The organism is Agaribacterium haliotis (assembly GCF_002312815.1).
In the GTDB taxonomy this organism is placed as follows: Bacteria; Pseudomonadota; Gammaproteobacteria; order Pseudomonadales; family Cellvibrionaceae; genus Agaribacterium; species Agaribacterium haliotis.
In genome coordinates this window covers 148054-171114 of the sequence record NZ_NKQJ01000003.1, presented here as the reverse complement: position 1 = coordinate 171114, position 23061 = coordinate 148054, and the positions used below count along the sequence as shown (strand labels likewise).

The window sequence follows — 23061 nt, the reverse complement described above, 5'->3', positions numbered from 1 at the left end:
TTGTCAGTTACGCTTTATTAGCGGCCGCCGTGTCTAACTGCTGCTCAGCGGGATGTTGTATTTTTTTATCAGATCGTAAAGTGTCGGGCGAGTGACACCGAGCAGTTTTGCCGCGGAGCTAATGTTGTAGTCGGTCATCGTTAGAGCGCTGAGGATTGCTGCGCGCTCAGCTTTGTAACGCACCTCTCTTAAATTCAGGTTTAATTCCTGTTCTTGAACCATGCCTAAGTCTTCGGCACCGACTAACTTGTCATCGGCCATTACCACGCCGCGATTGACTCGGTTTTCCATCTCGCGAATATTGCCGGGCCAGTCGTAGCTTTCGATAATTTCGGTGGCCTCGGGGCTAAAGCCCGTTACGCTGCTGTGGTTTTTCTGCGCTGCTTTTTTTAGAAAGTGGCGGGCAAGTAAAAGTTTATCCCCGCGCCGCTCGCGCAGCGGTGGGATATGAATATCCATCTCGCAGATGCGGTAGTAGAGGTCTTCGCGAAAGCTGCCGTCGCGCACCATAGCTTGTAAGTCTTTATTGGTTGCGCAGATCACCCGCACATCGACTGGTATTTCTTCGCGCCCACCGAGGCGCTCGATATGGCGCTCCTGTAAAAAACGCAGCAACTTTGCCTGTAGCGGCAGTGGCATATCGCCGATCTCGTCGAGAAACAAGGTGCCGTGATTGGCCATTTCGACCTTGCCGAGCGTGCGTTTGTTGGCGCCGGTAAACGCGCCTTTTTCGTAGCCAAACAGCTCGCTTTCCATCAGGTTCTCAGGCACAGCAGCGCAGTTGATGGCCACCATACGGCTGTCTTTTCTCGGGCTGCAGTTGTGCAGCGCGCGCGCGAGCACTTCTTTGCCCGTGCCGCTTTCGCCGGTTAACGTGACCGTGACACTGGCCGGTGCCAGCTTTTCTATCATGCGGCAAATCTTAACCATCTGCGCGTCGCAGGCGATAACACCGTCGAGCGGGCTCTGCACCTGTTCTTGCAACAGGCGATTTTGTTTTTCGAGTTGGTGGATATGAAAAGCGCGCTCGAGGATAAGGTCGAGGGTATCTGGATTGACGGGTTTTTGATAAAAGTCGTAGGCGCCCATGGCAACGGCGCGCACGGCATTTTCATAATCGGCATTGCCAGTCATTACAATGATTTTGGTTGCCGGTGCCAGAGAATTAATTTCCTGAATGCATTTAAAGCCTTCTTCGACACCCTCGTCGTCAGGCGGCAGGCCAAGGTCTTGCAGTACGATAGCCGGCTCGTGCAGGCGAATGGCGTTGATGGCCTCTTCGCGGTTGCTGGCCATAATGACTTCGAACTGGTCAAAGTGCCAGCGCAACTGGCTTTGCAGGCCGGTATCGTCTTCGACAATAAGGAGTTTGTTTAGATTGTTTTTTGCCATGGTAATGTCTGTTATTTAAGCTTGCGTCACTCACGCTAGGGGAATGCTCAAAGTGAAACGGCTGCCCTGGCCGGGGCTGCTTTCCACGTCGATGCGTCCGCCCAGCGATTCTATATATTCCTTGGCTTGAAAGACACCAACACCCATGCCCTGGCCGGCTTTAGTGCTCTCAAATGGCTGGAACAGTTTACTGCGGATAAACTCTTGGCTCATGCCTTCGCCGTTGTCGTCGATAATAACTTTTACTTCGTTGTCGTCTTGTTCGCAAAACAGATCGATAAAGCCTGAGTTGGGTGTCGCGTCCTGAGCGTTGTGAATAAGGTGGGTAAAAACCATCACTAAGGCATCGACGTCGGCTTTGATCATCAGCTCATCGCTGACCTGGCCAAGGCTCGGTACTGGCTGGCTTTTGTAACATCGGCGCACAGCTTCGTGCAGAATATCTTTAAGCTGCACGGCCTTGCTGTCTTCCAGTTCATTTTGTTTGAGCTTTTGCAGCAGGCTATTCATGCGTTCAACAGAATTTTTGATGGTGTTGATGGCGTCTTCGACAAAGGCTGGGTTGTCTTTGTGTTTTTCGGCGTTTTTTACGACCAAGCTCTGCTGGGCAATCAGGTTTTTTAAATCGTGCATGACAAACGCGCTGAGCTTGTTAAAGGCTTCAAACTGGCGCGCCCGGGCGAGCATTTCGCTCTGTTCGTGGCGGGCCAAATAATTCGCCAGCTGGCGGCTGACGGTTTTAGCCAGGTCGAGATCTTCCCAGTTTGGGCGGTCGCGACTGCGGGGGTGGCTGAGTACAACAAAACCGGTGATTTCATCGTCGACCAAGAGCGGAAAGGCCAGCCACAAACTCGAGATCGAGCGCAGCCATTCGGGCAGCATTTCATTGTGGCGGATGGTCTCTGGGTCGATTGCGCCGGGGGCAAAAATCCAGCCTCGGTGCAGGGTTTGGCTAAATTCACTAGCGAGCGCTTCGTCGCGGCACCAGCTGCGCTTAAATGCGCCAACGTGATCGCTGGCGATAAAAAAGTGTTCACGCTTGATCCACAGGGCGGCACCATCACAGCGAAATAAATCGGCAGCCGCGGAAATCGCGCGTTCACCGCTGCGGTTGTGTTCGGTAGGCAATGACAGCAAGCGGATTAGTTTCAGCCACTCGTTGCGGTAGTCATATTTGTAGTTAAACAGATGCTTGTTGATAAATACGTTGAGTTTCTGCCTGAGCTTGTCACTGCTAAAGAGCAGCGCCAAGGAGATAATCATGGCTGAACAAACGCTGGCAAAAATCACCGTGCCCCAACTACTGTTGGAAAACTTAACGTAGTAGCCTCCAGCGGCTAACAGCAGTAAAAGAAAACCACTGATGCTTAACGATGTGGTGTAAAAGACGGCGGGTTGGGAAAATCGGATATCGGCCAGCGAGCTGCCGCTGTCTTTAAACGCGAGTAAACCAATAATCATAAACAGCACAGCGACAGAGCTGATCGCTGCGCGGACTTGCCACAGGCTCTGGTTGAGCTCGAGATTAATTAAATTGTGCGCATACAAAAATGCGTTAAAAATAAAGATTAAACCGAGGCCGAGGCACAGCAGCCTTAGCAGGCGATCGTGAGTTAAGTTGCGATACAGCTGTTCGAGCAATAAAAAACAAAAAACGGAATAGGCGATGCTGCTCCACTGCAGCAGTGCAAACATATTTTTCGCTGCATTTAGGTTCAGAAACTGAAAAAGCGCGAGCAATGGCACGCACACAGCCAGGGCGACGGCGCCAAGTTTGAGTGCCTTGGGCTGACTATCGGGGCACAGGCGGTTGGCACTGAAACTCAGAGCCAGTAACCAGCAGGCAAATTGGCTCGCCTCGGATAGCCACAACAGGCCCAGTTGTCGGCTGTGTTTGAGCTCGTCTGGCGCAAGTGCAAAAGGCTCGAGCAGGGCTACACAAAAAAACAGCAGTGCCTGAGCGAGTGCGGCGATGACAAAAAATATACTGAGGCCGAGCTGCTTGAGCCTCAGACTCAGGCTGATGGCGAGAATTAAACTTAAGATCGCCGCGACAGAATAGCTGATCAGGCCGACGGTTAACGGGTGATGGCTGGACACGTGTGTGCGCTCCTCAAGCTTGCTGGCCGAGCGAGCTTATTTGCTCTAACAGGCGTTGCATTAAGCGTTCAAATGTCGGTGTATCACTGATGATGCGCGCTTTTTTAAACTGCATGTCGTAGGCAAACTGACGCCGGCTCTTGAGCAGGCATTTAAAGCCAAAACGGTTGCTAAATACGTAGTTATCGGCATCAATTTTGGCAATCAGCTTGCAGCGCAATGTGCGCGCTCGTTCGTTGTCGTCGTAGTCGAGCCAGGTGTTCACAGCCATGTTTTTGGCTTTTAGGAAAAACTGGCTGCTGAGTTCTTCGTAGCGGTGCTGCTGGCGTTCAACTGCGCTCATTTCATTCCAGCGCTTTTGCGTCGGATCGCTCTTGCCAAGTTTGGTTTTTTGTTCGGCGTTTAAACTTTGCCTAGCCTGAGTTTCCAGCGCGCTTGGGCTCAGGCAGCGCTCGAGTTGCTGCAGCGACTCCGCGCGCGCTTGGGCATTGTCGATCACCAGGGCTAAACCGGTGTCGATGCGCTTGAGCACAATTGGCAGCAGGCGCTGCACCCGCTGTTGAGATTTGCTGTCGCTGTGAGCTTGACAGAGCCAGCAAAGGTCGGCGATCACTTGTTCGTACTCTATCCACTCGTGGCAGTCTTTGCCCGTGCGCACATAGGTGATAATTAACACTTGCAGCCAGGTGTTGCTGAGAAAATCGAGCAGCTTTTCGGGTAGCTCAAGGGTTTTTATTTTTTCGTAGATGGCATCCTGAGCAAAACTTTTTGCCGCGGCCAATTTGGCTTTGCCGGTTTCGCTTTGTTTGGTGCGCTGCTCAACGGTGGAGCTCTTTTCCCGCTCGGCGCTAAGCGCCGCTCGAATTTCGTTGTTGGCGTCGATAAACACGCTTTGGTCGAGTTGAAACTGGCGGTTGATGTGTTGCACAGCTTTAGTCATCAGCTGGCAAAGTGGGTCGCGCTCTAGGTTCTTTGACTCGTCGAAACTTGCGCCGGCTTCGGTAATGGTATTGATCAGCTGCCGCGCGGGGTGTTGGTCGTCACTGAGAAAACGCTTGTCGTGCAGGGCTACTTTTAGCACCGGTATCTGCAGGCGGCAGATCAGCGATTGAACAATAAGTGGCAGCTCTTCGTCTTCGAGTATTTTGTCGAAAAACAGGGCAATTAAATTAATGATGTCTTCATCAAGCTGGGCCAGGGCCTGCGGTTTTTGAGGGTCTTTTTGCGCCAAGATTGAACTGACCAACTGCGGTACCACATTCTTGGGGCTGCTGTGGCTAAGTTGCTGATCGACGTTGAGCTGATGGGCGGCGAGGGCCTCACTGAGCTCTGGCGCCGGCATGGCTTTGCCGGGGTTGGCGCTAAAAACCTGATAGTTGGCCAGGCTTAAGACACCGGGCAACTGAGTTTGACGCGCGGCGCGGATTGAGGCCATCAAGCCACTTAACGCACTGTATTCGAGGTTAACGCTGCTAAGGGTTTGCTCGTGGAGACCTGTATTAGATGCGGAGCTGGTTGTTTGAGGCTGGTTAAAAGGGCTGTCAAACTTTTGAAAACCCAGGCTGTAGTCTGATGTGGCTTTGCTGTTTTGTTCAAAACTTTCAAACTCACTGGCTTTGACCTGTTCCGCTGAGCGGCGCGAGCTTTCCGCGCTTCTTTGGTTGCGCGGCACTTTGGGCAAGATGCCCGCGTCGATAAAGTGCTGGTTGGCCTCGCTGTAGAGCTGGCCGAGTTGCTGCAAAACCTGCTTTTCAAACAGCTTAAAAAAAATAAGTTGGGGCTGAGTTTTAAGTTGTAGGCGCTTGCGGCAAGCCTGGGCAAAGGCGCGGCTGAGCTGCTGCGGGTCAAAAGCGTTAGTGTGCTGGGCGATCTTTAGCGCGGGCAAACATGCGTTGAGCCTGGCTTCGAGCTCATACAGTTCGGTTTTGTAGTTTAAGCGGCTGCGATCGGCCATGTTTTTCTGCGCCAATTCCAGCTCGAGGTCTTCGGTCTGCACCACTGCAAGTTGCTCTTCGGTATTGGCGCTTTGATAGCTGTCTTGCTTTGGGTTTAGCATCTTGTCGAAGTTCTGCGTTTGCATCGCGCAGAACTCGTCGATAAGCGTTGCGCGCGCGGCGCGAATAGCGCGCATGGTTTCGTCGTAGAGCTTGGCTTCGTTATCGGTACTGGCGCGCAGGCTCAGGTCTTTGAACATCTTGTCGGTGGCGAGCAGAAGTTCGGTCAGGCGCCGCTGCAACAGATCGTTGCTGTCACGTTGAATCTGGTTGAGCAGTTGTTTGTGTTGCGCTGTAATCATAGTCCCGTACGCTTAATCTCCCCACAAGCTTGTTCTGTTCGCAGTGCTATCGGTATAAGTTTTGTTGAAACGGGCTTGAGTGCCCCTGTATCTGAATGGCTTTGCGCGAGCTTGCTGAATCACAACGATACCTTGTAAGTGCCTGGCGGCAAAGTCTTTTGCTGGCGATGGTGACAATGACTTTGAATGCGCCTTGTCTCGCGCGCGCGGCGACCTATAATGTCTGCCTTGCTTATATGGGGGCCTGATCATGCTGCTAATGATCGACAACTACGATTCTTTCACTTACAACGTTGTGCAATATTTGGCTGAGCTAAAAGCTGAGGTCAAAGTCGTGCGCAACGATGAGTTGACGCTGGAGCAGATCGAGGCGCTTGAACCGGAGCGCATCGTGATCAGCCCCGGCCCGTGCACACCAAAGGAGGCGGGTGTATCCGTCGCGGTCATCGAAGCCTTTAAAGGGCGCGTACCGCTACTGGGCATTTGCCTGGGGCACCAGAGCATCGGTCAGGCCTTTGGCGGCGATATTGTTCGAGCCTCACAAGTTATGCACGGTAAACTCTCGTGCATGCACCACGCTAATAAAGGTGTATTTTCAGGTCTGCCCAGCCCGTTTGAAGCAACTCGTTACCACTCCCTGGTCATCGATAAAAATACTTTGCCGGATTGCTTAGAAATCACCGCGTGGACTCAAAACGAGCGCGGCGGCATCGATGAGATTATGGGGGTGCGCCATCGCGACTACGCCATTGAAGGTGTGCAGTTTCACCCCGAGTCTATTTTGAGCGAGCACGGCCACCGTTTATTGCAAAATTTTTTAGAGCTCACCGTTTGAGTTAAACCAGAGGCAGGCACATGGATATAAAAAACGCATTATCAGCTCTGGTGGAGCGCCAGGATCTCAGCCAGGTGCAAATGGCGGAGTTAATGCGCCAGGTGATGACAGGCCAGGCGAGCGATGCACAGATTGCGGCGATGCTTGTTGCGCTGCGCATGAAAGGTGAAACCGTCGACGAGATTAGCGGTGCCGCTCAGGTCATGCGCGAACTGGCGACGCCAGTTGTCATCGACGCTGAAAACCTGGTCGATACCTGTGGCACTGGCGGTGACGGCGCCAATATTTTTAATGTCAGTACGGCTGCTGCGTTTGTTGTTGCCGCTGCCGGTGGTCACGTCGCCAAACACGGCAACCGCTCTGTCAGCAGTTCTAGCGGCAGTGCCGATGTGCTCGAGGCGGCAGGTGTGCGCCTGGATATTAGCCCTGAGCAGGTTGCTCGCGCTGTTGAGAGACTCGGTGTTGGCTTTATGTTTGCGCCGGCTCACCACGGTGCTATGAAGCACGCCATCGGCCCGAGAAAAGAGCTGGGTCTGCGCACAGTGTTTAATATGCTTGGACCGATGACAAACCCCGCGGGGGTGAAGCGCCAGGTGCTCGGAGTGTTTAGCCGGGCGCTTTGCCGGCCACTCGCCGAGGTGCTAAAAAAGCTTGGCTCCGAGCACGTACTGGTTGTGCACGCCGATGATGGGCTTGACGAGTTTTCTATTGTCGGTGACACCCAGGTGGCGGAGCTCAAGGACGGAAAAATCAGCGAGTACTCAATCGCAGCTGAGCAGCTCGGTTTGGCTGGCTACGATTCGCTCGACGGGCTCGAAGTTGAAAGCGCCGAACAGAGCCTGGCTCTGATTAACTCGGTGTTTAACAACGACAAGAGCGCCGTCGCCGAGAAAGCGCAGGCGATTATTGCGCTGAACGCCGGCGCGGCTATTTATGTGGCCGGTGTGGCGAGCAGCCTGGAGCAGGGCGTGGCGATGGCCGAAGACGCTATTCACAGCGGCGGTGCGGCAGAAAAACTTAAGGCCTTGGTGCAGTTTAGCCAGGCGCAGTAGCCGTGAAAAATTACAGAGGCGGCTTTTAGGATACGCTTCGCGGATAGACAACGACAGCTACGGCGCATTGATTGCGACGGGGCTGTCAGCAAATAGCTGGAATTTATTGTGCAAGATACTCCAACCGTGCTGAAAAAAATTATTCAGCGCAAGTACGAAGAAATTGCCGAGCGCAGTAAGCACTGCTCTCTGGCAGATATGAAACTGCGTGCCGATGAGCGCGAGAGCGAGTTTCGCGGGTTTGTCGATGCGATGTTAAACAAGCTTGCTCTCGGTGACAGCGCGGTGATTGCTGAAATTAAAAAAGCATCGCCGAGCAAAGGGGTGATCCGCGAGCATTTTGTGCCGGCCGATTGCGCCCGCAGCTACGCCGAAGCCGGAGCGGCGTGTTTGTCGGTGCTGACGGATGTTGATTTTTTCCAGGGCGCGGACAGTTATTTGCAAGAGGCTCGAGCGGCCTGCCAGCTGCCTGTGATTCGCAAAGATTTTTTGGTCGAGCCTTATCAGCTCTACGAAGCAAAAGCGCTCGGTGCCGATTGTATTTTATTAATCGTGGCCGCGCTTGAGTTCAGCCAGTTGCAGGATCTCAATGCGCTTGCCGCAGAGCTCGGCCTGGATGTACTTGTAGAAGTACACGATGAACACGAGCTTGAGCAGGCTCTGTCGCTGCCAAATAAACTTATTGGTATTAACAATCGCAACTTGCACAGCTTTGAGGTCAGCCTGAATACAACCCTAAACCTGCTTGAGCAAATTCCAGACGAGCGCGTGGTTGTCACCGAGAGTGGCATACTCGAGCCAGAGCATGTTGCGCTGATGCGCCGCAGCGGCGTGAACAGTTTTCTTGTTGGTGAGAGCATGATGAGAGCCAGCGAGCCGGGCGATAAACTCAGAGAGCTGTTTGTGTAACGGTCGTGGCTTTAGGCATTCCCGATTAGTAAAAAACAAAAAAGGCGCTAACTGGCGCCTTTTTTGTTTTTTACTGCGTTGAGTCTGTATCAGCGCAGCCTTGTTATTTGTGTGGCCGCTTATGTGCTGGGCAAGGATGCCGCAAGGCCTTTATGTGAGGCTTATAACTAAGGGCTCTGGCAGCGGCACAGCGCAAACACCGGCGTTAAGCAGAGGGCTAGCGGGTGTTAAATACCACCATGGTTTTACCTTTGACGCTGACCAGGCCCTGGTCTTCGAGTGTTTTAAGTACGCGGCCAACCATTTCCCGCGAGCAGCCAACAATGCGGCCGATTTCCTGGCGGGTAATCTTGATTTGCATGCCGTCTGGGTGGGTCATTGCGTCGGGCTCTTTGCACAGGTCAAGCAAGGTGCGTGCGACACGGCCAGTAACGTCAAGAAAAGCCAGGTCGCCAACTTTACGTGTGGTATTGCGCAGGCGCTTGGCCATTTGTGTGCCCAGGGCAAACAAAAATTCCGGGTGACTGTCGCTCAGTTCCTGAAACTTGGCGTAGCTAATTTCACCGATTTCACATTCCGTTTTTGCCCTGACCCAGGCGCTGCGGCTGTCTTCTTGAGCAAATAAGCCCATTTCGCCGAAGAAGTCGCCGTCATTTAAGTAGGCGACAATCATTTCACGGCCTTCATCGTCTTCGATCAGTACGGTGACTGAGCCTTTGATGATGTAGTACAGCGAGTCGCTTTTATCGCCTGCGTAGATAAGAGTGCTTTTTGCTGGATAGCGGCGACGGTGGCAGTGCGCTAAAAATGTGTCGACGTTATCGATGTGTGGCGTAATTGGTGCAGTGATCAAAACTTGAGCCTCAGGTTTGATTCCGTTTCTAATTATCATAGTGCCTGATTGCAGATTTTGGGCAGCTATGTAGCCGTCCAAATTGCGGCTTCGGGTAAAGCAGGCGCTGATCTTGGCACAAAAGTCTGTTCTTGTGCCAGCGCAGACTTGAATTTTTCGGACTAATGCCTCATATAGGCGGACCAATAGCACAGTTTGAGTAAAAAAATGAAAGCGAAAGTCTCCTGGGCCGGCAAGGCCAAGTTTGTTGCTGAGTCGGGCTCGGGCCATTCTGTAACGATGGACGGCCCACCGGATCACGGTGGGGAAAACCAGGGTCCGCGCCCAATGGAAATGCTGTTGTTGGGTTTGGGCGGCTGTTCGACCTTTGATGTTGTCAGTATTTTGCAAAAGAGTCGCCAGCAGATCGACGACGTGGATGTCGATATTGAGGCCGAGCGAGCCGACGCCGTACCGGCGGTATTTACCAAAATTCACCTGCACTTTAAGGTCAAGGGGCAGAGCTTAAAAGAAGCCTTGGTTAAGCGGGCGGTCGCACTCTCGGCTGAAAAGTATTGCTCGGCCTCGATTATGCTCGAAGCTGCAGGCGTTGAGGTAAGCCACAGCTATGAGATCTTGGAGTCATAGCGAGGCGCCAGCTGTTTAGGTCTTAGACCACTTAAATTCTATAGCTGCTTGAGGTCATGATTTTGCTGATAAACGTCATGGCCTGCTTTATCGGCCGAGGAAAGTTGTAGCCGCCGGCTTCCAGGGCCATATGCTGGTGTTTGGCTTCGTCTTTAAGCATTTGTGTGACGACGGCTCTGGAGCGCAAGTCGTTCTCTGGCAGGCTCTGCAAATGCTCTTCTAAATGAGCGCAGACTCGCTCCTCCGTTGCCGCGACAAAACCTAAGCTGACTTTGTCGCTGATCAAACCCGCGCCGGCGCCTATGCTAAAACTGAGCCCGTACCAAAGCGGATTAAATACGCTGGCGTGGCTGTCGAGCTCTTTTAAGCGCGCTTCACACCAGGCCAGGTGATCTATTTCTTCGTCGGCGGCCTGCTGCATTTCTTCTCTGACCGCCGTTAATTTTGCCGTTAATGCCTGGCCCTGATACAGAGCTTGAGCACACACCTCACCGCTGTGGTTGACACGCATCAGCCCGGCGGCATGCTTTTTCTGTTTGCTATCGAGCTCGGCTTCGGCCACACCGTCGGCCGGAGAGCTGTGCATGGCCGGCTTGGTATTTGGGCTCAGCGAGCGCAGGGCGCGGTCTGCCTCGCAGATAAATTGATCTAACAGGGATAGTTGGCGCATATTCTTCTGTGTTTGAGCGTATTCACCTACACTGTACCGCCGCCTCCAATATTTGGGTAGCGCTTTTCTGGTTCGGAGGTGGGCTAAGTGGAAAAGTTTAACAAGGCATTGGCCGCTGTTTAAGGAAGGACCATGAACAATAGTGACCTGGGTATATTGCTGCGCGGTCGCGCACCGTTGATTGTACTGGAGAGCTTTGACGAGCGCCGTGCCCTTGAATTACTGAGCGCTCACGCCAGGCAGATGAATGTTGCCGCGAGTTACTGGACCCGCACCGACGGCATTGCGCCGTTGGGTTTTGGCCTTGAACTCAGTGAGGCCGAGAACTACGCCGAGCCCGAAGCTGCGCTGCGCCACATGAAGGCTGTAAGTGGCCCGCATTTATTTGTGCTGTGTGACATGCATGCGTTTCTTGACGATGCCTTGATTATTCGCCTACTTAAAGATATCGCGCAGCTTGGCCTCGGCAACGAGCAAAAGGTGCTTTTGCTGAGTCATCGCCTGACTGTACCGCCCGAGCTCACCCGCCTGAGCGCCAAAGCAAAACTTAAGCTTCCGGATGAAAATGAAATTGCGGCCCTGGTTCGGCTCGAAGCGCGGCGCTGGCAAGAAGAGAACGGTGGGCAGCGGGTAAAAACGGATGCGCAAAGTCTTGAGCTGCTGGTACAGAATTTAAAAGGCCTGCCGCACGAGGATGTTAAGCGCCTGGCTTGGGGGGCAATTGCCGACGATGGTGCGATTAGCGAAAGCGACGTGCCGGCGCTTAACAAAGCTAAGTTTGCGCTGATGGATATGGACAGCGTGCTGCACTTTGAGTACCAAACGGCCGGGCTTGCCGATGTGGCGGGTTTTCGAAATATGAAAGCCTGGCTGGAGAAACGCAAGCCGGCCATGTTTGATGACGCACCGGATACACTCAAGGGCCTGTTACTTTTTGGTGTGCAAGGAGGCGGCAAAAGTCTTGCAGCGAAGGCGGTTGCAGGCATGTGGCAGCTGCCACTGCTGCGCTTGGATATGGCGGCCCTGTACAACAAGTATATCGGTGAGACCGAGCGCAACCTGCGCGAAGCGCTCAAGCTTGCCGACAACATGCAGCCCTGCGTTTTGTGGATTGATGAGCTCGAAAAAGGTTTGGCGGAAGATGCTGACAACTCAGTCGGTAAGCGTTTACTTGGCACTTTGCTAACCTGGATGGCCGAGCGCCGCAGCAAGGTTTTTCTGGTTGCCACCAGCAATGACATTAGCCAATTGCCCCCAGAGCTGATGCGCAAGGGGCGTTTTGACGAAGTATTTTTTGTCGATCTGCCCGATGCAGAGGTCCGGGCAGAGATTTTTAAGCTGCATTTACACAAGCGCGCTATAAGTAGTGAGCACTTTGATTTATCCGAGTTAGCGTCGGCCAGTGCCGCCTTTACCGGTGCGGAAATAGAGCAGGCGCTGGTTTCGGCTTGTTATCACGCGCAAGCTGAGGCGATCGAGCTTAATCAAGCACATTTGTGCGAAGCGCTGGCCCAAACACGCCCGCTGAGCGTGCTGCAAGCTGAGAAAATGGCAGCGCTCAGAAGCTGGGCGGCCGATCGTTCGGTGCCGGCGTGAGTGATGCTGTGTGCCGGCATTTGACAGTGGCCCGGTGTTTTTGGGAGGTTTTAGTTTGACGTCGTTTCCGCTTTTGATTCTAACTTCGGCGACTGCTCAATAGGCCCGAGTAAACGAAAGCGGATTTGGTCGTAAAGCCAGTTGTAAATGATTGCGTAGATAAAAAAGAAGCTGACAGCTGCGGCGTCAAATAACAATACGCCCCAAAACCCCAGATCGAGCCAGAGCATAATCACTGGAAACGATAAGATGACCATGCCGAGCTCAAAGGTGGTGGCGTGCCAGGCTCGCAATTTTAAGCCGCGCTTAATGCGCTCGGCGCCGTAGATGCGATCAAAGGCCCAGTTGAAGAAGTAGTTCCAGCTCATTGCTATCAGCGATAATACCAGCGCGAGTGTAGACATTTTTAATGCGCCATCACCGGTAAATACAACCGCAGCCGCAGTAAATAATAACAGCGCGATTGCCTCAAACAGCAGCATGTGAAAAATACGTTCTTTAACGCTCATAATTGGTTTTGTATTTCAAAGGTCTTTTCGGCGATAAGCTTGCCATCGAGTTCAAGGCTTAAATGCCAGGCACCGAGTTTATCGGCAATGGGTGGCCAAATCGTGTCGCCGAGAAAAAAGCTCCAGTTGTTATCCCGCACATAAACAGTACCGCGAAACGCTGCACGAAGCTGCCCATTTTCATCGAGTATACCGGGGTGTTTAATACAGTAGTGAAGCTGTTTTCCTTTGGCTTTTTTGATATTGACGATAAAGCCAAATTCAATATCGATCTCAGCGGGAATATCAGTCGTAAACTTTAGGAGTTTTGGTAAATCTTTAGATTCACTATCCCACTGTGAATAAATTCCGTAACTCACCAGTTTTACTTCAGTCTTACTCTTAGGCATTTGTTTCTGGTATTTGAAATGAGGGAGTTGGGATTGGCTGCTAGGAAGTTGGTGGCACAGCTTGGCTTAGTGCCTCGAGCAGGGAGCGGAAGCTGATAATAAAGGCCCTCGGGACATGCCGTTAATACATCCATGTAGGCTCGACGATGGCATCCATGCCATCAACGGTCCCTCGCACCTTTATTATCAGCTTCCTCAGTGCCACGATCGCAGAGTCAGATTTGCCCCGTTTGGATGTGGCACTTTGTCAGAGAGCGAAGAGTTGAGGGTGTATGAAGGAGTGTCTGCCGCATGGATGCGGCGGTCAAGTCCCCATGGATGGGTTTACGACGTCTCCTGAATGCACTCTCAGCTATTTGCTCCCCTCAGTTATTCGCCTTGCTCACGCGCAATTGCACGATAGGCAATATCGTTGCGTTTGTAGACGTCTTTCCAGTCGATCTTATTGGCAAGATCGTAAGCTGCTTTCTGAGCTTCGGTCACAGAGTTGCCAAGCGCCGTCGCACACAAAACACGGCCGCCGTTGGTGACAACGTTGCCGTCTTTTTCTGAAGTGCCAGCGTGGAAAACTTTCGCGCTGTCAGTATCGATGCCATCGAGACCGTTAATCACATCACCCTTGTTGTAAGAACCCGGGTAACCGCCAGCGGCGAGAACAACACCAACAGCCGGACGCTCGTCCCATTTGGTTTCACACTGGTCGAGCTTGCCATCGAGAGCTGCCTGACAAAGCGCAGGAAGGTCGCTCTGCAAACGCATCATAATGGGCTGGGTTTCAGGGTCACCAAAACGACAGTTATATTCGATAACCTTTGGTGCGCCTTCTTCGTTGATCATCAGACCCGCGTAGAGGAAACCAGTGTAGTCATTGCCCTCGGCTGCCATGCCGCGAATGGTCGGCATAATGACCTCATCCATAATGCGGGCGTAAACTTCGTCAGTAACAACAGGAGCCGGGCTGTAAGCGCCCATGCCACCGGTATTTAAACCCGTGTCGCCGTCGCCAGCGCGTTTGTGATCCTGACTGGTTGCCATAGGCAGAACGTTAACGCCATCGGCGATAACGATAAATGACGCCTCTTCACCGGTCAGAAACTCTTCGATCACTACGCGACAGCCAGCATCGCCAAAGGCGTTGCCACTTAACATGTCTTTAACCGCTTCTTCAGCAGTCTCAAGATCCATCGCAACAATTACGCCTTTACCTGCAGCAAGGCCGTCAGCCTTAACAACAATAGGCGCGCCTTGCTCTTTCAAATAGGCCAGCGCAGGCTCAACTTCGGTAAAGCTCTGGTAGGCAGCGGTAGGAATATTGTGGCGGGCGAGGAAGTCTTTGGTGAAGGCTTTGGAGCCTTCAAGCTGAGAAGCGCCTTTACTTGGGCCGAAGCAAGCCAGGCCCTTTTCTTTAAAGAAGTCGACCACACCGTCAACCAGTGGCGCTTCAGGGCCAACAATAGTCAGCTCAACACCTTCCATCTTGGCAAAATCCGCGAGCTTTTCGAAATCGCCTACGTCGATATCGACGTTCTTAAGTTTGTTGTCGCGCGCGCTACCGGCATTGCCCGGAGCCAAAAATACAGTTTCAACATTGGCGCTCTGAGCTGCTTTCCAGGCCAGAGCATGTTCGCGGCCACCGCCACCAATTACTAAAATTTTCATTTGTCTTTCCTTTTCAGGACCTACTCAGAGTGTGTACTTTGAATAGGTTTTGTTTGTACAGCTTAAGCTTTGGCACTTAGCCGCAATTCAGGGGGAGCTGCGAAGGGCAATCGGCCGCCGGGAGCGGCCGCTTAGCGCACAGGGAGTCTAGAGCGGCGCTGAGTGCCTTCCCCTGAATTGTGGCGGTCTTTAATCTTAGTGACGGAAGTGACGCATGCCAGTAAATACCATCGCCATATCGTGCTCGTCAGCAGCTGCGATAACTTCTTCATCGCGCATAGATCCGCCCGGCTGAATGACAGCTTTAATTCCAACTTTAGCGGCGTTATCGATACCGTCGCGGAACGGGAAGAATGCATCTGAAGCCATAACCGAACCCGGTACTTCAAATCCGGCGTGCTCAGCTTTAATCGCAGCGATACGTGCAGAGTTAACACGGCTCATCTGGCCGGCACCGATACCAACGGTTTGGTTATTCAGTGCGTAAACAATCGCGTTGGACTTAACCATCTTGCCAACTTTCCAGGCAAACAGCAGATCGCGGATTTCGTCTTCAGTCGGCTGGCGCTTGCTGACGATTTTCAGATCGCCGGCAGTGATAATGCCGTTGTCGCGGTCTTGAACCAGCAGGCCACCGGTAACTTTTTTGTAGTCGTAACCGGCAGTCATTGCCGCATCCCACTGACCACACTCAAGCAGGCGAACGTTTTTCTTCGCTTTAACTACTTCAACTGCATCGGCTGCGATCGTTGGCGCGATGATTACTTCAACAAATTGTTTTTCAACAATTGCAGACGCCGTTGCTGCATCAAGCTCGCGGTTAAACGCGATAATGCCGCCGAAGGCAGATTCTGGGTCGGTGGCAAAGGCTTGTTCGTAAGCGGCGAGAATGCTGTCGTTAACAGCAACGCCACAAGGATTCGCGTGCTTGACGATAACACAGGCCGGCTCGTCAAATTGCTTAACGGTTTCGAGGGCCGCGTCAGTATCGGCCACGTTGTTAAAGCTCAGTTCTTTACCTTGCAACTGTTTGGCCGTGCTGATGCTGGCGCCTTCGAAGTTCTTGTCGACATAAAACGCAGCGTTCTGGTGAGGGTTTTCACCGTAGCGCATGCTTTGAGTCAACTGGAACTGGCTGTTAAAGGTGCGAGGGAATTCGGCTTCTAAATCTTCAGTGTTGAGGACCTTAGCGCCGAGGTAGTTGGCAATCATGCCGTCGTAGCCGGCGGTGTGCTCAAAAGCCTGTACACTCAGATCAAAACGAGTTGCGCGGCTCAGCTGGCCGTCGTTGCTGTTCATTTCTGCTAGCACCGCTTCGTAGCTCGAGGCGTTTACAACTATCGCAACGTCGTTAAAGTTTTTCGCAGCGGAGCGAACCATGGTCGGGCCGCCGATATCGATATTTTCAATCGCATCTGGCAGGGTGCAGCCTTCTTTGGCAACGGTTTGTGCAAAGGGGTAGAGGTTAACCACGACCATGTCGATTTGATCAATGCCGTGCTCGGCCATAATGGCATCGTCCTGACCGCGACGGCCGAGGATGCCACCGTGGACTTTAGGGTGCAAAGTTTTTACGCGGCCGTCCATCATTTCCGGGAAACCGGTGTAGTCACTGACTTCGGTGACGGCAATATTATTTTCTTGCAGCAGGCGAAAGGTGCCGCCGGTAGAGAGCAGTTGTACACCTTGATTGCTCAGTGCTTGAGCAAATTCAACAATACCGTTTTTATCACTGACGCTGATCAGTGCGCGTTTAACTTTGACTAAGTTTTTTTCTGACATGGGCCTCGACCTTGGTTGGAGGGCTTCTTAAACCAAGAAAAGGGCACAAGGCCCTTTTCGTATTTCACTATTATTTTGAGATTAAAGCAGTCCGTACTGCTTTAGCTTCTTGCGCAGCGTACCTCGGTTCAGGCCCAGCACGTTGGCGGCGCGGGTTTGGTTGTGGCGAGTGTATTTCATCACTACTTCAAGTAATGGGGCTTCGACTTCAGCGAGCACCATTTCGTAGACGTCGGTAACGTCGTGACCTTCCAGGTGCTCAAAGTAGTTGCTTACGGCGCGCTCGACGCTGTCACGCAAAGACTGATCCTGGGGCGCGACATAGTCTTTGGCCGCAGGTACCTGACTGGCAAAGTCAGTGTTTCGGTCTGTAAGTAGCGTGTCCGCTGTATTCATGCTGCTTCTTCCTCGTAACTAAAAAGCCATTGAAAATATTTGTCGGTTAGCTCGAGCTGTTGCTCGGCCTCTTGCAGTTGGTTGAACTGTTTCCTCCAGTGTTCGCCGTTGGCTAGGTATTGGCAGTACCAGCCAAAATGCTTGCGCGCAATTCTTGTGCCCTGCACTGGGCCGTAAAATGCGTGCAAGTCATTGAGGTGTTGTTCAATTACTTGCTTTTTTTGTTTCAGGTTTAGCGGGGCTGGCAAGGCGCCCGTAACCAGAAAATGCTTCATCTCTCTAAACAGCCAGGGTTGCCCCAGGGCTGCGCGACCGATCAGTACGGCCGCTGCTCCGGTATTGTGCTTCACAGCGGCCGCTTTCGCAGCGCTGTTGATATCGCCATTGGCCAGTACCGGAATGTCTAGCTCAGCGGCAATATTCTTAATTGTTTTGTATTCGGCCTCGCCGTTAAAACGACAGGCGCGTGTGCGGCCATGAATAGCGACCGCGCTGACCCCAATGTCTTCTGCAAGTTTTGCTACCCGGGGGCCGTTTTTTTGTTCGGGCGCAATGCCGGTGCGTGTTTTTAATGTCACCGGAACTTCAACCGCTTCGACAACGGCTCGAAGGATGCGTTCTACTTGTTTTTCATCGCCGAGCAGTGCTGAGCCGGCGGCTTTTTTACACACTTTTTTGGCTGGGCAGCCCATATTGATGTCGATAATCTGGGCACCGAGTTCAACACAGGCTTGCGCGGCTTCAGCGAGCTCCGAGGGTTCGCTGCCAGCAATTTGCATACTGACAGGCCAGTCTTGCGGTTCGACAACCAGGCGGCTGGCGCTTTTTCGGCTATGCCAGAGCTTGGTATCGCTGGTGAGCATCTCCGAGGTTGTCAATCCTGCGCCAAACTGGCGGCACAGCTTGCGAAAGGGGAGGTCAGTAACGCCGGCCATTGGCGCGAGCAGAACTGGGCTGTCGAGCTCATACGGGCCAATTTTCAACACTGTTCCCCCACTGGATGAAAGTCCGCTGTCGCCTTAGAGCACTATTGCTCAAAAAGGCGCCCCCTCTCAAAAAAGGGGGGCTATCATACCGAAGGCGGCGGCCGTTGGGAATGCAGCTTTTATACAAATTGATCAATAAAAGTGCAGTTTAGGGCTTGACTACGGAGATCTGATAGTTCACTGCATCCGCACCGGGGTCAGCGATGTCGAGCGTGATGTGGATAGGGTGCCTCGGGGGCATGGTATTGCGCCCGGCGAGCTCGCCACCAACGTATTGAGATGGGGAGAAGACCGCTTCACTGAGCACGGCGTGGTTGACCGTTGAAAAGCTAATTTTTAGTTCGGGAAATGGCTGCTCAAACTTTGCTGTGTTCATCAGTGTTGCGTCGACCAATAACATGCCTTTCTTTTCCGGGTGGTCCAGCACAACCATGCTTTCGATACGGATGGCGTGCAGATCTTTCAGGGCCGGTAAGTCGCAGCCGATGACCTCGCAGGCAATTAGGTAATACGGGCGCAGCTTTTCATTTCTGCTCCAGTCGTCAAACTTAAAATAGGCCAGCTGAGCGGTTGCGCTACTCAGCAGTATCAGGTTTAGCAACAGCCAAAACCCCGGCGCGTGCCAAAAGGTAAGGTTACGCGGCATTAAAAACTCGAGCGGTTCGGGCTCTAGTTCACCGAGCACTCGGTTTTTCTTGCGTTTGGGCGCGGGCTCATCGTCTTCAAAGTCTTGCTCAAAGGGCTCGAAGCCCAGCGCCTCATCGTGTGTTTCTTGTTTGTCTGTGACTATTTCTCGCTCGCCACTGTGCTCAAGAGGTGGGGCAAAAGCTGGTAGCGAAGGGTCGGTGTGGCCGGGGTCAAAGTCGTCCTGATAAAAGAAATCGTCGTCGTCTTCTTCTGGTTCGGGTTTGGCTTCGCTCTCTTTTTCATCCTGGAAAAGATTTTCTATGCCGCAAAGCTCATCTGTTGTAATGGCCAGGTGCTCACCGGTTTCAGCGAGGTGTGACGGTTCTGGGGCGTTGTCGTGCTCCTCTTCGCGGGCTAAGCCGGTGTCGTCGTCGTCAATGTTTTTTTCATCGACTTCGCCGAAATTGTCGTCGATCAGGGCTTCGTCGAGCTCGTCATCATCGATAATGCGAAAGCTCGTGCCCGTCATTTGTTTCCACTCGTCTTCGCTGAGTGCAGCTGACGGCGGTTCCTGGTTTTGCTCAGTGCTTTCGTGTTCACTTGCCGCGGGCGCAGCACTTTTTTCGGTGGTTTTGTGTTTGTTTGCTAGTGCGGCGTGATCTTCCGGATCAAGCTCTTCGCCTTCTTCTGCCAGAAGAGATAGGGCCCAGCTCTCGTCATCGTCCTCAGTGTTGCCGTCCTCTTCATGTTCGGCTTCATCGATCTTTTTTTCGAACAGGTTTAGTTCATCTTCACTGGCGCTGTGGGCAAAAAATACGTTTTCGTCAAAGCCAAAGTCGACGTCATCATCGTCGTCACTAATTAGGGATTGGGATAAGTCGTCCTCGCTCTCAATAAGCTCAGACTTTGGCGGAATATTATCGTCATTTGGCGCGCTTGGTTCCGGCGCGATAATCGAGTCGATAGGAGGGCCGTCTTGTTGCGCACCCGTTGCATCGCTGCTCCCCTGCTCGTCATTGATAAGATGCTCTTTGGCGTTAAATATGCTCAAGCACGAGCCGCAGCGAACGGCACCTTTGGCCTTGTCGAGGTGGCTGCGCTGAATCTTAAATGAGGTAGAGCACTTGGGGCAGCGTGTGATTAAGTCACTCATGTCCGTTCTGGGGTTCACAATTCGGGAAATCGCCAGTGAAGGGGCGACAGTGCGCGACGTTTGACGTCAGATAAAGTCTAAACCTTACGTAGGCTTAGGTAAAACTATTAAAGTTGAGTCTAGTGCGAAACTAAAGCATTAAGCGCGTTTTTTGCCAACTAGGCAAAGCCACTGATCTTTTTCTTTGCTGTATTCAAACTCAAGCGCGTGTTCATAGGCTTCGACAATGGCGTTTTTTTGGCTCGCGAGAATGCCGCTCAGGCACAGTTTGGCGCCAGGTTTAAGTAGCTTAATTAGCTGTGGGGCTAATTCTACCAGGGGGCCGGCAAGAATATTGGCAAGCACCAAGTCGACCGCTTGCTCGGGGGCTTTGTCCGGAAAGTAAACTGGCATTTGTTCTGCCGCCAAACCGTTGCGTTGAATATTGTCGCGTGTGGCGAGCAGGGCTTGAGGGTCGATATCGACGCCGTGCACTTGCCTGGCGCCAAGTAAGAGGCTGGCGATACCGAGTATGCCCGAGCCGCAGCCGAAGTCGACCACTTCAAGATTGTTTACATCCTGCTCGGCTAACCACTGCAGGCATAAAAACGTTGTCGGGTGGGTGCCTGTACCGAAAGCGAGGCCGGGGTCAAGCTTAAGGTTGACCGCGTTTGCATCGGGTGGCTCGCACCAGCTGGGGCAAATCCAGAGTTTCTCGCCACACTCGATGGGGTGGTAGTGGCTCATCCACTCGCGTTCCCAGTCTTTGTCTTCGAGTACGTGCCAGTGCAAGCTTTCGGCCGGGCACTTTAAGCGCTTGGCAATATCGTTGGCGATGCTTTGCGAATCCACTTTGGCCTCGAACAGCCCGGTTATACGGGTGGCAGCCCACAGTGGCGTTTCGCCGAGCTCGGGTTCAAAGATTGGCTGATCGGCGTTGTCTTCAAAGGTAACGGAAAGCGAGCCGTGGTGGTTTAGCGCTTTTTCAGCGGCAGCGGCGCGATCGGGGTCGGTAACAATTCGGAGTTGCAGCCAAGGCATAGTGCGCTCGTCTATCAGTTAGATTACGCCTTGATCTACTTGATCAAAGCCTGGTGCGGTGAGCGCAACGGCTTCACTGCCCAGACGCGCTGTGAATACATCCAAGTAAACTCGGCCGCCGTATCCGTGCGGCACGTGGTCTGGTCAGCAAAGCCGCTGCGCTCACCTCACACTCAGGTGCTGAAGCAATGAGGCTTGGGTAAATCTTGGAATAGAGCCATGCTTGGCACTAAGTCCCTGAGTCGGGGCGATTTCCAATCTAATAGCGCTAACTCGAAGGCTAGCGCTATTAAATGATTTACTGCAGGCCCAGCTTCTTCTCAAGATAGTGAATGTTGACACCACCTTCTTTGAAGGCCTCGTCGCGAACCAGTTCTTTTTGCAGGTCGGTATTGGTTTTAATACCGCCGACCACGAGCTCGTCGAGGGCGACTTCCATACGTTTCAGTGCAACTTGCCTGTCGTCACCGTGGGTGATGAGTTTGGCAATCATTGAATCGTAGTAAGGGGGAACCTTGTAGCCGCCGTAGAGGTGGGAGTCGACACGAACACCGAGGCCGCCGGGGGCGTGAAACTTGTCCACAAGGCCCGGAGAAGGCATAAAGGTTTTTGGGTCTTCAGCGTTAATACGGCACTCAAAAGCGTGGCCGTTGAGCTTGATGTCTTCCTGTTTAAAAGACAGCTTTTCACCGGAGCACACTTTGATTTGCTCGCGGATCAGATCGACGCCGGTAACCATTTCGGTGACGGGGTGCTCTACCTGAATACGGGTATTCATTTCAATGAAATAAAAACGACCGTCCTCATACAAAAACTCGAAGGTGCCTGCGCCGCGATAGCCGATCTCTATACAGGCCTGGGTACAGGCTTTGTATACTTCTTCGCGGGCCACAGCGTCGATACCGGGGGCCGGGGCTTCTTCCAGTACTTTTTGATGGCGGCGCTGCAAAGAACAGTCGCGGTCGTAGAGGTGAATGGCCGAGCCCTGGCCGTCAGACATCACCTGGATTTCAACGTGACGTGGGTTCTGCAGGAATTTCTCCATGTAGACCGTGTCGTCGCCAAACGCAGCGCCGGCTTCACTTTTGGTGATTTGCACGCTGCCCCACAGCGATTCGGCGTCGTGCACAACACGCATGCCGCGACCGCCGCCGCCGGCAGCAGCTTTGATGATGATGGGGTAGCCAATGCGCTCGGCAATTTCGGCACACTTTGCAGAGTCGTCAGGCAGAGGGCCGTCGGAGCCTGGCACGGTGGGCACGCCAGCTTTTTTCATTGCCTCAATAGCTGCAACTTTATCGCCCATCATGCGGATAACATCCGGGTCGGGGCCGATAAAGACGTAGCCGCTTTTTTGAACCTGTTCGGCAAAGTCGGCATTTTCAGCAAGAAAGCCGTAGCCGGGGTGCACGGCGGTGGCCTCGGTTACTTCCATTGCGCTGATAATCGCCGGAATATTTAGATAACTGTCGGTGCTGGCATTAGGGCCTATGCACACACTTTCGTCTGCGAGCAGAACGTGTTTTAAGTCGCGGTCCGCTTTGGAATAAGCCGCTACAGTTTTGATGCCCAGTTCTTTACAGGCACGCAAAATACGCAGGGCAATCTCGCCGCGGTTCGCAATCAGAACCTTTTCAAACATGAGTTATGCCTCGGCTTAGGAAATGACAACCAGCGCCTGGTCAAATTCAACCGGCTCGCCGTCATCAACCAGAATGGCTTCGATGGTACCGCTCTTGTCGGCTTCGATTTGGTTCATCATCTTCATCGCTTCAACAATGCAGATAACGTCGCCGGCTTTTACCTGCTGGCCAACTTCGACAAACGCGGAAGCGCCAGGGCTGGGCGAGCGGTAGAAGGTTCCTACCATTGGGCTGTTAACACTGTGGCCGGCAGGGGCCGCGGCAACGGGTGCCTCGACTTGCGGGGCTGGTGCCGGAACGGGAGCCGCAGCGACAGGTGCGGGAGCTGCGACTGGGGCTACGACAGCTGGGGCGGCAACAACCGCGCCGGTTTGGCCGCGACTAATGCGAACACTTTCTTCGCCTTCTTTAATTTCCAGCTCCTCAATATTGCTTTCTTCGAGAAGCTCGATCAGTTTTTTAATTTTGCGAATGTCCATGGTTTCCTCTCAGTACCAGACAACGATAGTCATTTGTTTAGTAACTTTATTGGCTCAAAGCGCGAGCCGGTTTGGTCTTTTCTGTACA

The 23061-nt window shown here is 52.9% G+C and carries 20 protein-coding genes; 5 read left to right on the top strand and 15 right to left on the bottom strand.

Annotated elements, in window-relative coordinates; translation table 11 throughout:
- Positions 1-33 precede the first annotated feature (33 nt).
- The 3 genes from prsR to CFK45_RS05235 are packed head-to-tail and all read right to left on the bottom strand — an operon-like array spanning position 34 to position 5788.
- The gene (prsR, locus tag CFK45_RS05245) at positions 34-1392 is read right to left on the bottom strand and encodes a PEP-CTERM-box response regulator transcription factor (protein WP_096085377.1); all 1359 of its coding nucleotides are present in this window, start codon (positions 1390-1392) and stop codon (positions 34-36) included.
- Positions 1393-1422: 30 nt separating this feature from the next.
- Positions 1423-3492 carry an XrtA/PEP-CTERM system histidine kinase PrsK gene (prsK, locus tag CFK45_RS05240; RefSeq protein WP_096085376.1) on the bottom strand — a complete coding sequence of 690 codons (2070 nt, stop codon included), beginning with the start codon at positions 3490-3492 and terminating at the stop codon, positions 1423-1425.
- A gap of 13 nt (positions 3493-3505) precedes the next feature.
- The gene (locus CFK45_RS05235) at positions 3506-5788 is read right to left on the bottom strand and encodes a DUF1631 domain-containing protein (RefSeq protein WP_096085375.1); all 2283 of its coding nucleotides are present in this window, start codon (positions 5786-5788) and stop codon (positions 3506-3508) included.
- Positions 5789-6038: 250 nt separating this feature from the next.
- On the opposite strand from CFK45_RS05235, the gene CFK45_RS05230 reads away from it, so the two are divergent.
- The 3 genes from CFK45_RS05230 (at position 6039) to trpC (ending at position 8584) form a co-directional block, all read left to right on the top strand.
- Positions 6039-6623, top strand: coding sequence for an anthranilate synthase component II (locus CFK45_RS05230; RefSeq protein ID WP_096085374.1), 585 nt, complete (start codon positions 6039-6041; stop codon positions 6621-6623).
- 20 nt (positions 6624-6643) lie between these two features.
- A complete protein-coding gene (gene trpD / locus CFK45_RS05225; RefSeq protein ID WP_096085373.1) occupies positions 6644-7675 on the top strand; it encodes an anthranilate phosphoribosyltransferase in 1032 nt (343 codons plus the stop codon).
- 96 nt (positions 7676-7771) lie between these two features.
- Positions 7772-8584: an indole-3-glycerol phosphate synthase TrpC gene (gene trpC / locus CFK45_RS05220; RefSeq protein ID WP_096085372.1), complete on the top strand. Its 813-nt coding sequence runs from the start codon at positions 7772-7774 to the stop codon at positions 8582-8584.
- 217 nt (positions 8585-8801) lie between these two features.
- Here the strand turns inward: trpC and crp are convergent, their stop codons facing one another.
- Positions 8802-9476: a cAMP-activated global transcriptional regulator CRP gene (crp, locus tag CFK45_RS05215; protein ID WP_414630745.1), complete on the bottom strand. Its 675-nt coding sequence runs from the start codon at positions 9474-9476 to the stop codon at positions 8802-8804.
- Positions 9477-9644: 168 nt separating this feature from the next.
- Between crp and CFK45_RS05210 the strand changes: the two genes are divergently transcribed.
- On the top strand, positions 9645-10064 hold the full coding sequence (locus tag CFK45_RS05210; protein ID WP_096085371.1) for an OsmC family protein: 420 nt from the start codon (positions 9645-9647) through the stop codon (positions 10062-10064).
- A gap of 31 nt (positions 10065-10095) precedes the next feature.
- On the opposite strand, the gene coq7 is transcribed toward CFK45_RS05210, so the two are convergent.
- Positions 10096-10734, bottom strand: coding sequence for a 2-polyprenyl-3-methyl-6-methoxy-1,4-benzoquinone monooxygenase (gene coq7, locus CFK45_RS05205; protein WP_096085370.1), 639 nt, complete (start codon positions 10732-10734; stop codon positions 10096-10098).
- A gap of 132 nt (positions 10735-10866) precedes the next feature.
- On the opposite strand from coq7, the gene CFK45_RS05200 reads away from it, so the two are divergent.
- The gene (locus CFK45_RS05200) at positions 10867-12330 is read left to right on the top strand and encodes an AAA family ATPase (protein ID WP_096085369.1); all 1464 of its coding nucleotides are present in this window, start codon (positions 10867-10869) and stop codon (positions 12328-12330) included.
- A gap of 50 nt (positions 12331-12380) precedes the next feature.
- Here the strand turns inward: CFK45_RS05200 and CFK45_RS05195 are convergent, their stop codons facing one another.
- From CFK45_RS05195 to accB, 10 genes are all read right to left on the bottom strand, one after another.
- Positions 12381-12839, bottom strand: a complete 459-nt coding sequence (locus CFK45_RS05195; protein WP_096085368.1) for a PACE efflux transporter — start codon at positions 12837-12839, stop codon at positions 12381-12383.
- Positions 12836-13228, bottom strand: a complete 393-nt coding sequence (locus CFK45_RS05190; RefSeq protein ID WP_096085367.1) for a DUF3859 domain-containing protein — start codon at positions 13226-13228, stop codon at positions 12836-12838. Before CFK45_RS05190 ends, CFK45_RS05195 begins: the two co-directional genes overlap by 4 nt.
- Positions 13229-13597: 369 nt before the next feature.
- A complete protein-coding gene (purD, locus tag CFK45_RS05185; RefSeq protein ID WP_096085366.1) occupies positions 13598-14887 on the bottom strand; it encodes a phosphoribosylamine--glycine ligase in 1290 nt (429 codons plus the stop codon).
- 195 nt (positions 14888-15082) lie between these two features.
- Complete coding sequence (purH, locus tag CFK45_RS05180; RefSeq protein WP_096085365.1) at positions 15083-16669, bottom strand: bifunctional phosphoribosylaminoimidazolecarboxamide formyltransferase/IMP cyclohydrolase; 1587 nt, start codon at positions 16667-16669, stop codon at positions 15083-15085.
- 81 nt (positions 16670-16750) lie between these two features.
- A complete protein-coding gene (gene fis / locus CFK45_RS05175) occupies positions 16751-17065 on the bottom strand; it encodes a DNA-binding transcriptional regulator Fis (RefSeq protein WP_096085364.1) in 315 nt (104 codons plus the stop codon).
- Positions 17062-18051: a tRNA dihydrouridine synthase DusB gene (gene dusB / locus CFK45_RS05170; protein ID WP_096085363.1), complete on the bottom strand. Its 990-nt coding sequence runs from the start codon at positions 18049-18051 to the stop codon at positions 17062-17064. The genes fis and dusB overlap by 4 nt, the downstream gene beginning before the upstream one ends.
- A gap of 148 nt (positions 18052-18199) precedes the next feature.
- Positions 18200-19831 carry a zinc-ribbon and DUF3426 domain-containing protein gene (locus tag CFK45_RS05165; RefSeq protein WP_096085362.1) on the bottom strand — a complete coding sequence of 544 codons (1632 nt, stop codon included), beginning with the start codon at positions 19829-19831 and terminating at the stop codon, positions 18200-18202.
- A 138-nt stretch (positions 19832-19969) separates the two neighbouring features.
- On the bottom strand, positions 19970-20851 hold the full coding sequence (gene prmA, locus CFK45_RS05160) for a 50S ribosomal protein L11 methyltransferase (protein WP_096085361.1): 882 nt from the start codon (positions 20849-20851) through the stop codon (positions 19970-19972).
- Between the two features lie 298 nt (positions 20852-21149).
- On the bottom strand, positions 21150-22493 hold the full coding sequence (accC, locus tag CFK45_RS05150; RefSeq protein WP_096085359.1) for an acetyl-CoA carboxylase biotin carboxylase subunit: 1344 nt from the start codon (positions 22491-22493) through the stop codon (positions 21150-21152).
- Positions 22494-22508: 15 nt separating this feature from the next.
- Positions 22509-22973 (bottom strand): acetyl-CoA carboxylase biotin carboxyl carrier protein, encoded by a 465-nt coding sequence (gene accB / locus CFK45_RS05145; RefSeq protein WP_096085358.1) that lies wholly within the window; start codon positions 22971-22973, stop codon positions 22509-22511.
- Positions 22974-23061: the final 88 nt, after the last annotated feature.

Coding starts and splice junctions, on each gene's coding strand:
- accC (WP_096085359.1), bottom strand. CDS start 22,493: ATGTTTGAAAAGGTTCTGATTGCGAACCGCGGCGAGATTGCCCTGCGT.
- trpD (WP_096085373.1), top strand. CDS start 6,644: ATGGATATAAAAAACGCATTATCAGCTCTGGTGGAGCGCCAGGATCTC.
- CFK45_RS05230 (WP_096085374.1), top strand. CDS start 6,039: ATGCTGCTAATGATCGACAACTACGATTCTTTCACTTACAACGTTGTG.
- coq7 (WP_096085370.1), bottom strand. CDS start 10,734: ATGCGCCAACTATCCCTGTTAGATCAATTTATCTGCGAGGCAGACCGC.
- prsR (WP_096085377.1), bottom strand. CDS start 1,392: ATGGCAAAAAACAATCTAAACAAACTCCTTATTGTCGAAGACGATACC.
- CFK45_RS05195 (WP_096085368.1), bottom strand. CDS start 12,839: ATGAGCGTTAAAGAACGTATTTTTCACATGCTGCTGTTTGAGGCAATC.
- crp (WP_414630745.1), bottom strand. CDS start 9,476: ATGATAATTAGAAACGGAATCAAACCTGAGGCTCAAGTTTTGATCACT.
- CFK45_RS05210 (WP_096085371.1), top strand. CDS start 9,645: ATGAAAGCGAAAGTCTCCTGGGCCGGCAAGGCCAAGTTTGTTGCTGAG.
- purH (WP_096085365.1), bottom strand. CDS start 16,669: ATGTCAGAAAAAAACTTAGTCAAAGTTAAACGCGCACTGATCAGCGTC.
- CFK45_RS05190 (WP_096085367.1), bottom strand. CDS start 13,228: ATGCCTAAGAGTAAGACTGAAGTAAAACTGGTGAGTTACGGAATTTAT.
- CFK45_RS05200 (WP_096085369.1), top strand. CDS start 10,867: ATGAACAATAGTGACCTGGGTATATTGCTGCGCGGTCGCGCACCGTTG.
- CFK45_RS05235 (WP_096085375.1), bottom strand. CDS start 5,788: ATGATTACAGCGCAACACAAACAACTGCTCAACCAGATTCAACGTGAC.
- CFK45_RS05165 (WP_096085362.1), bottom strand. CDS start 19,831: ATGAGTGACTTAATCACACGCTGCCCCAAGTGCTCTACCTCATTTAAG.
- fis (WP_096085364.1), bottom strand. CDS start 17,065: ATGAATACAGCGGACACGCTACTTACAGACCGAAACACTGACTTTGCC.
- purD (WP_096085366.1), bottom strand. CDS start 14,887: ATGAAAATTTTAGTAATTGGTGGCGGTGGCCGCGAACATGCTCTGGCC.
- prmA (WP_096085361.1), bottom strand. CDS start 20,851: ATGCCTTGGCTGCAACTCCGAATTGTTACCGACCCCGATCGCGCCGCT.
- accB (WP_096085358.1), bottom strand. CDS start 22,973: ATGGACATTCGCAAAATTAAAAAACTGATCGAGCTTCTCGAAGAAAGC.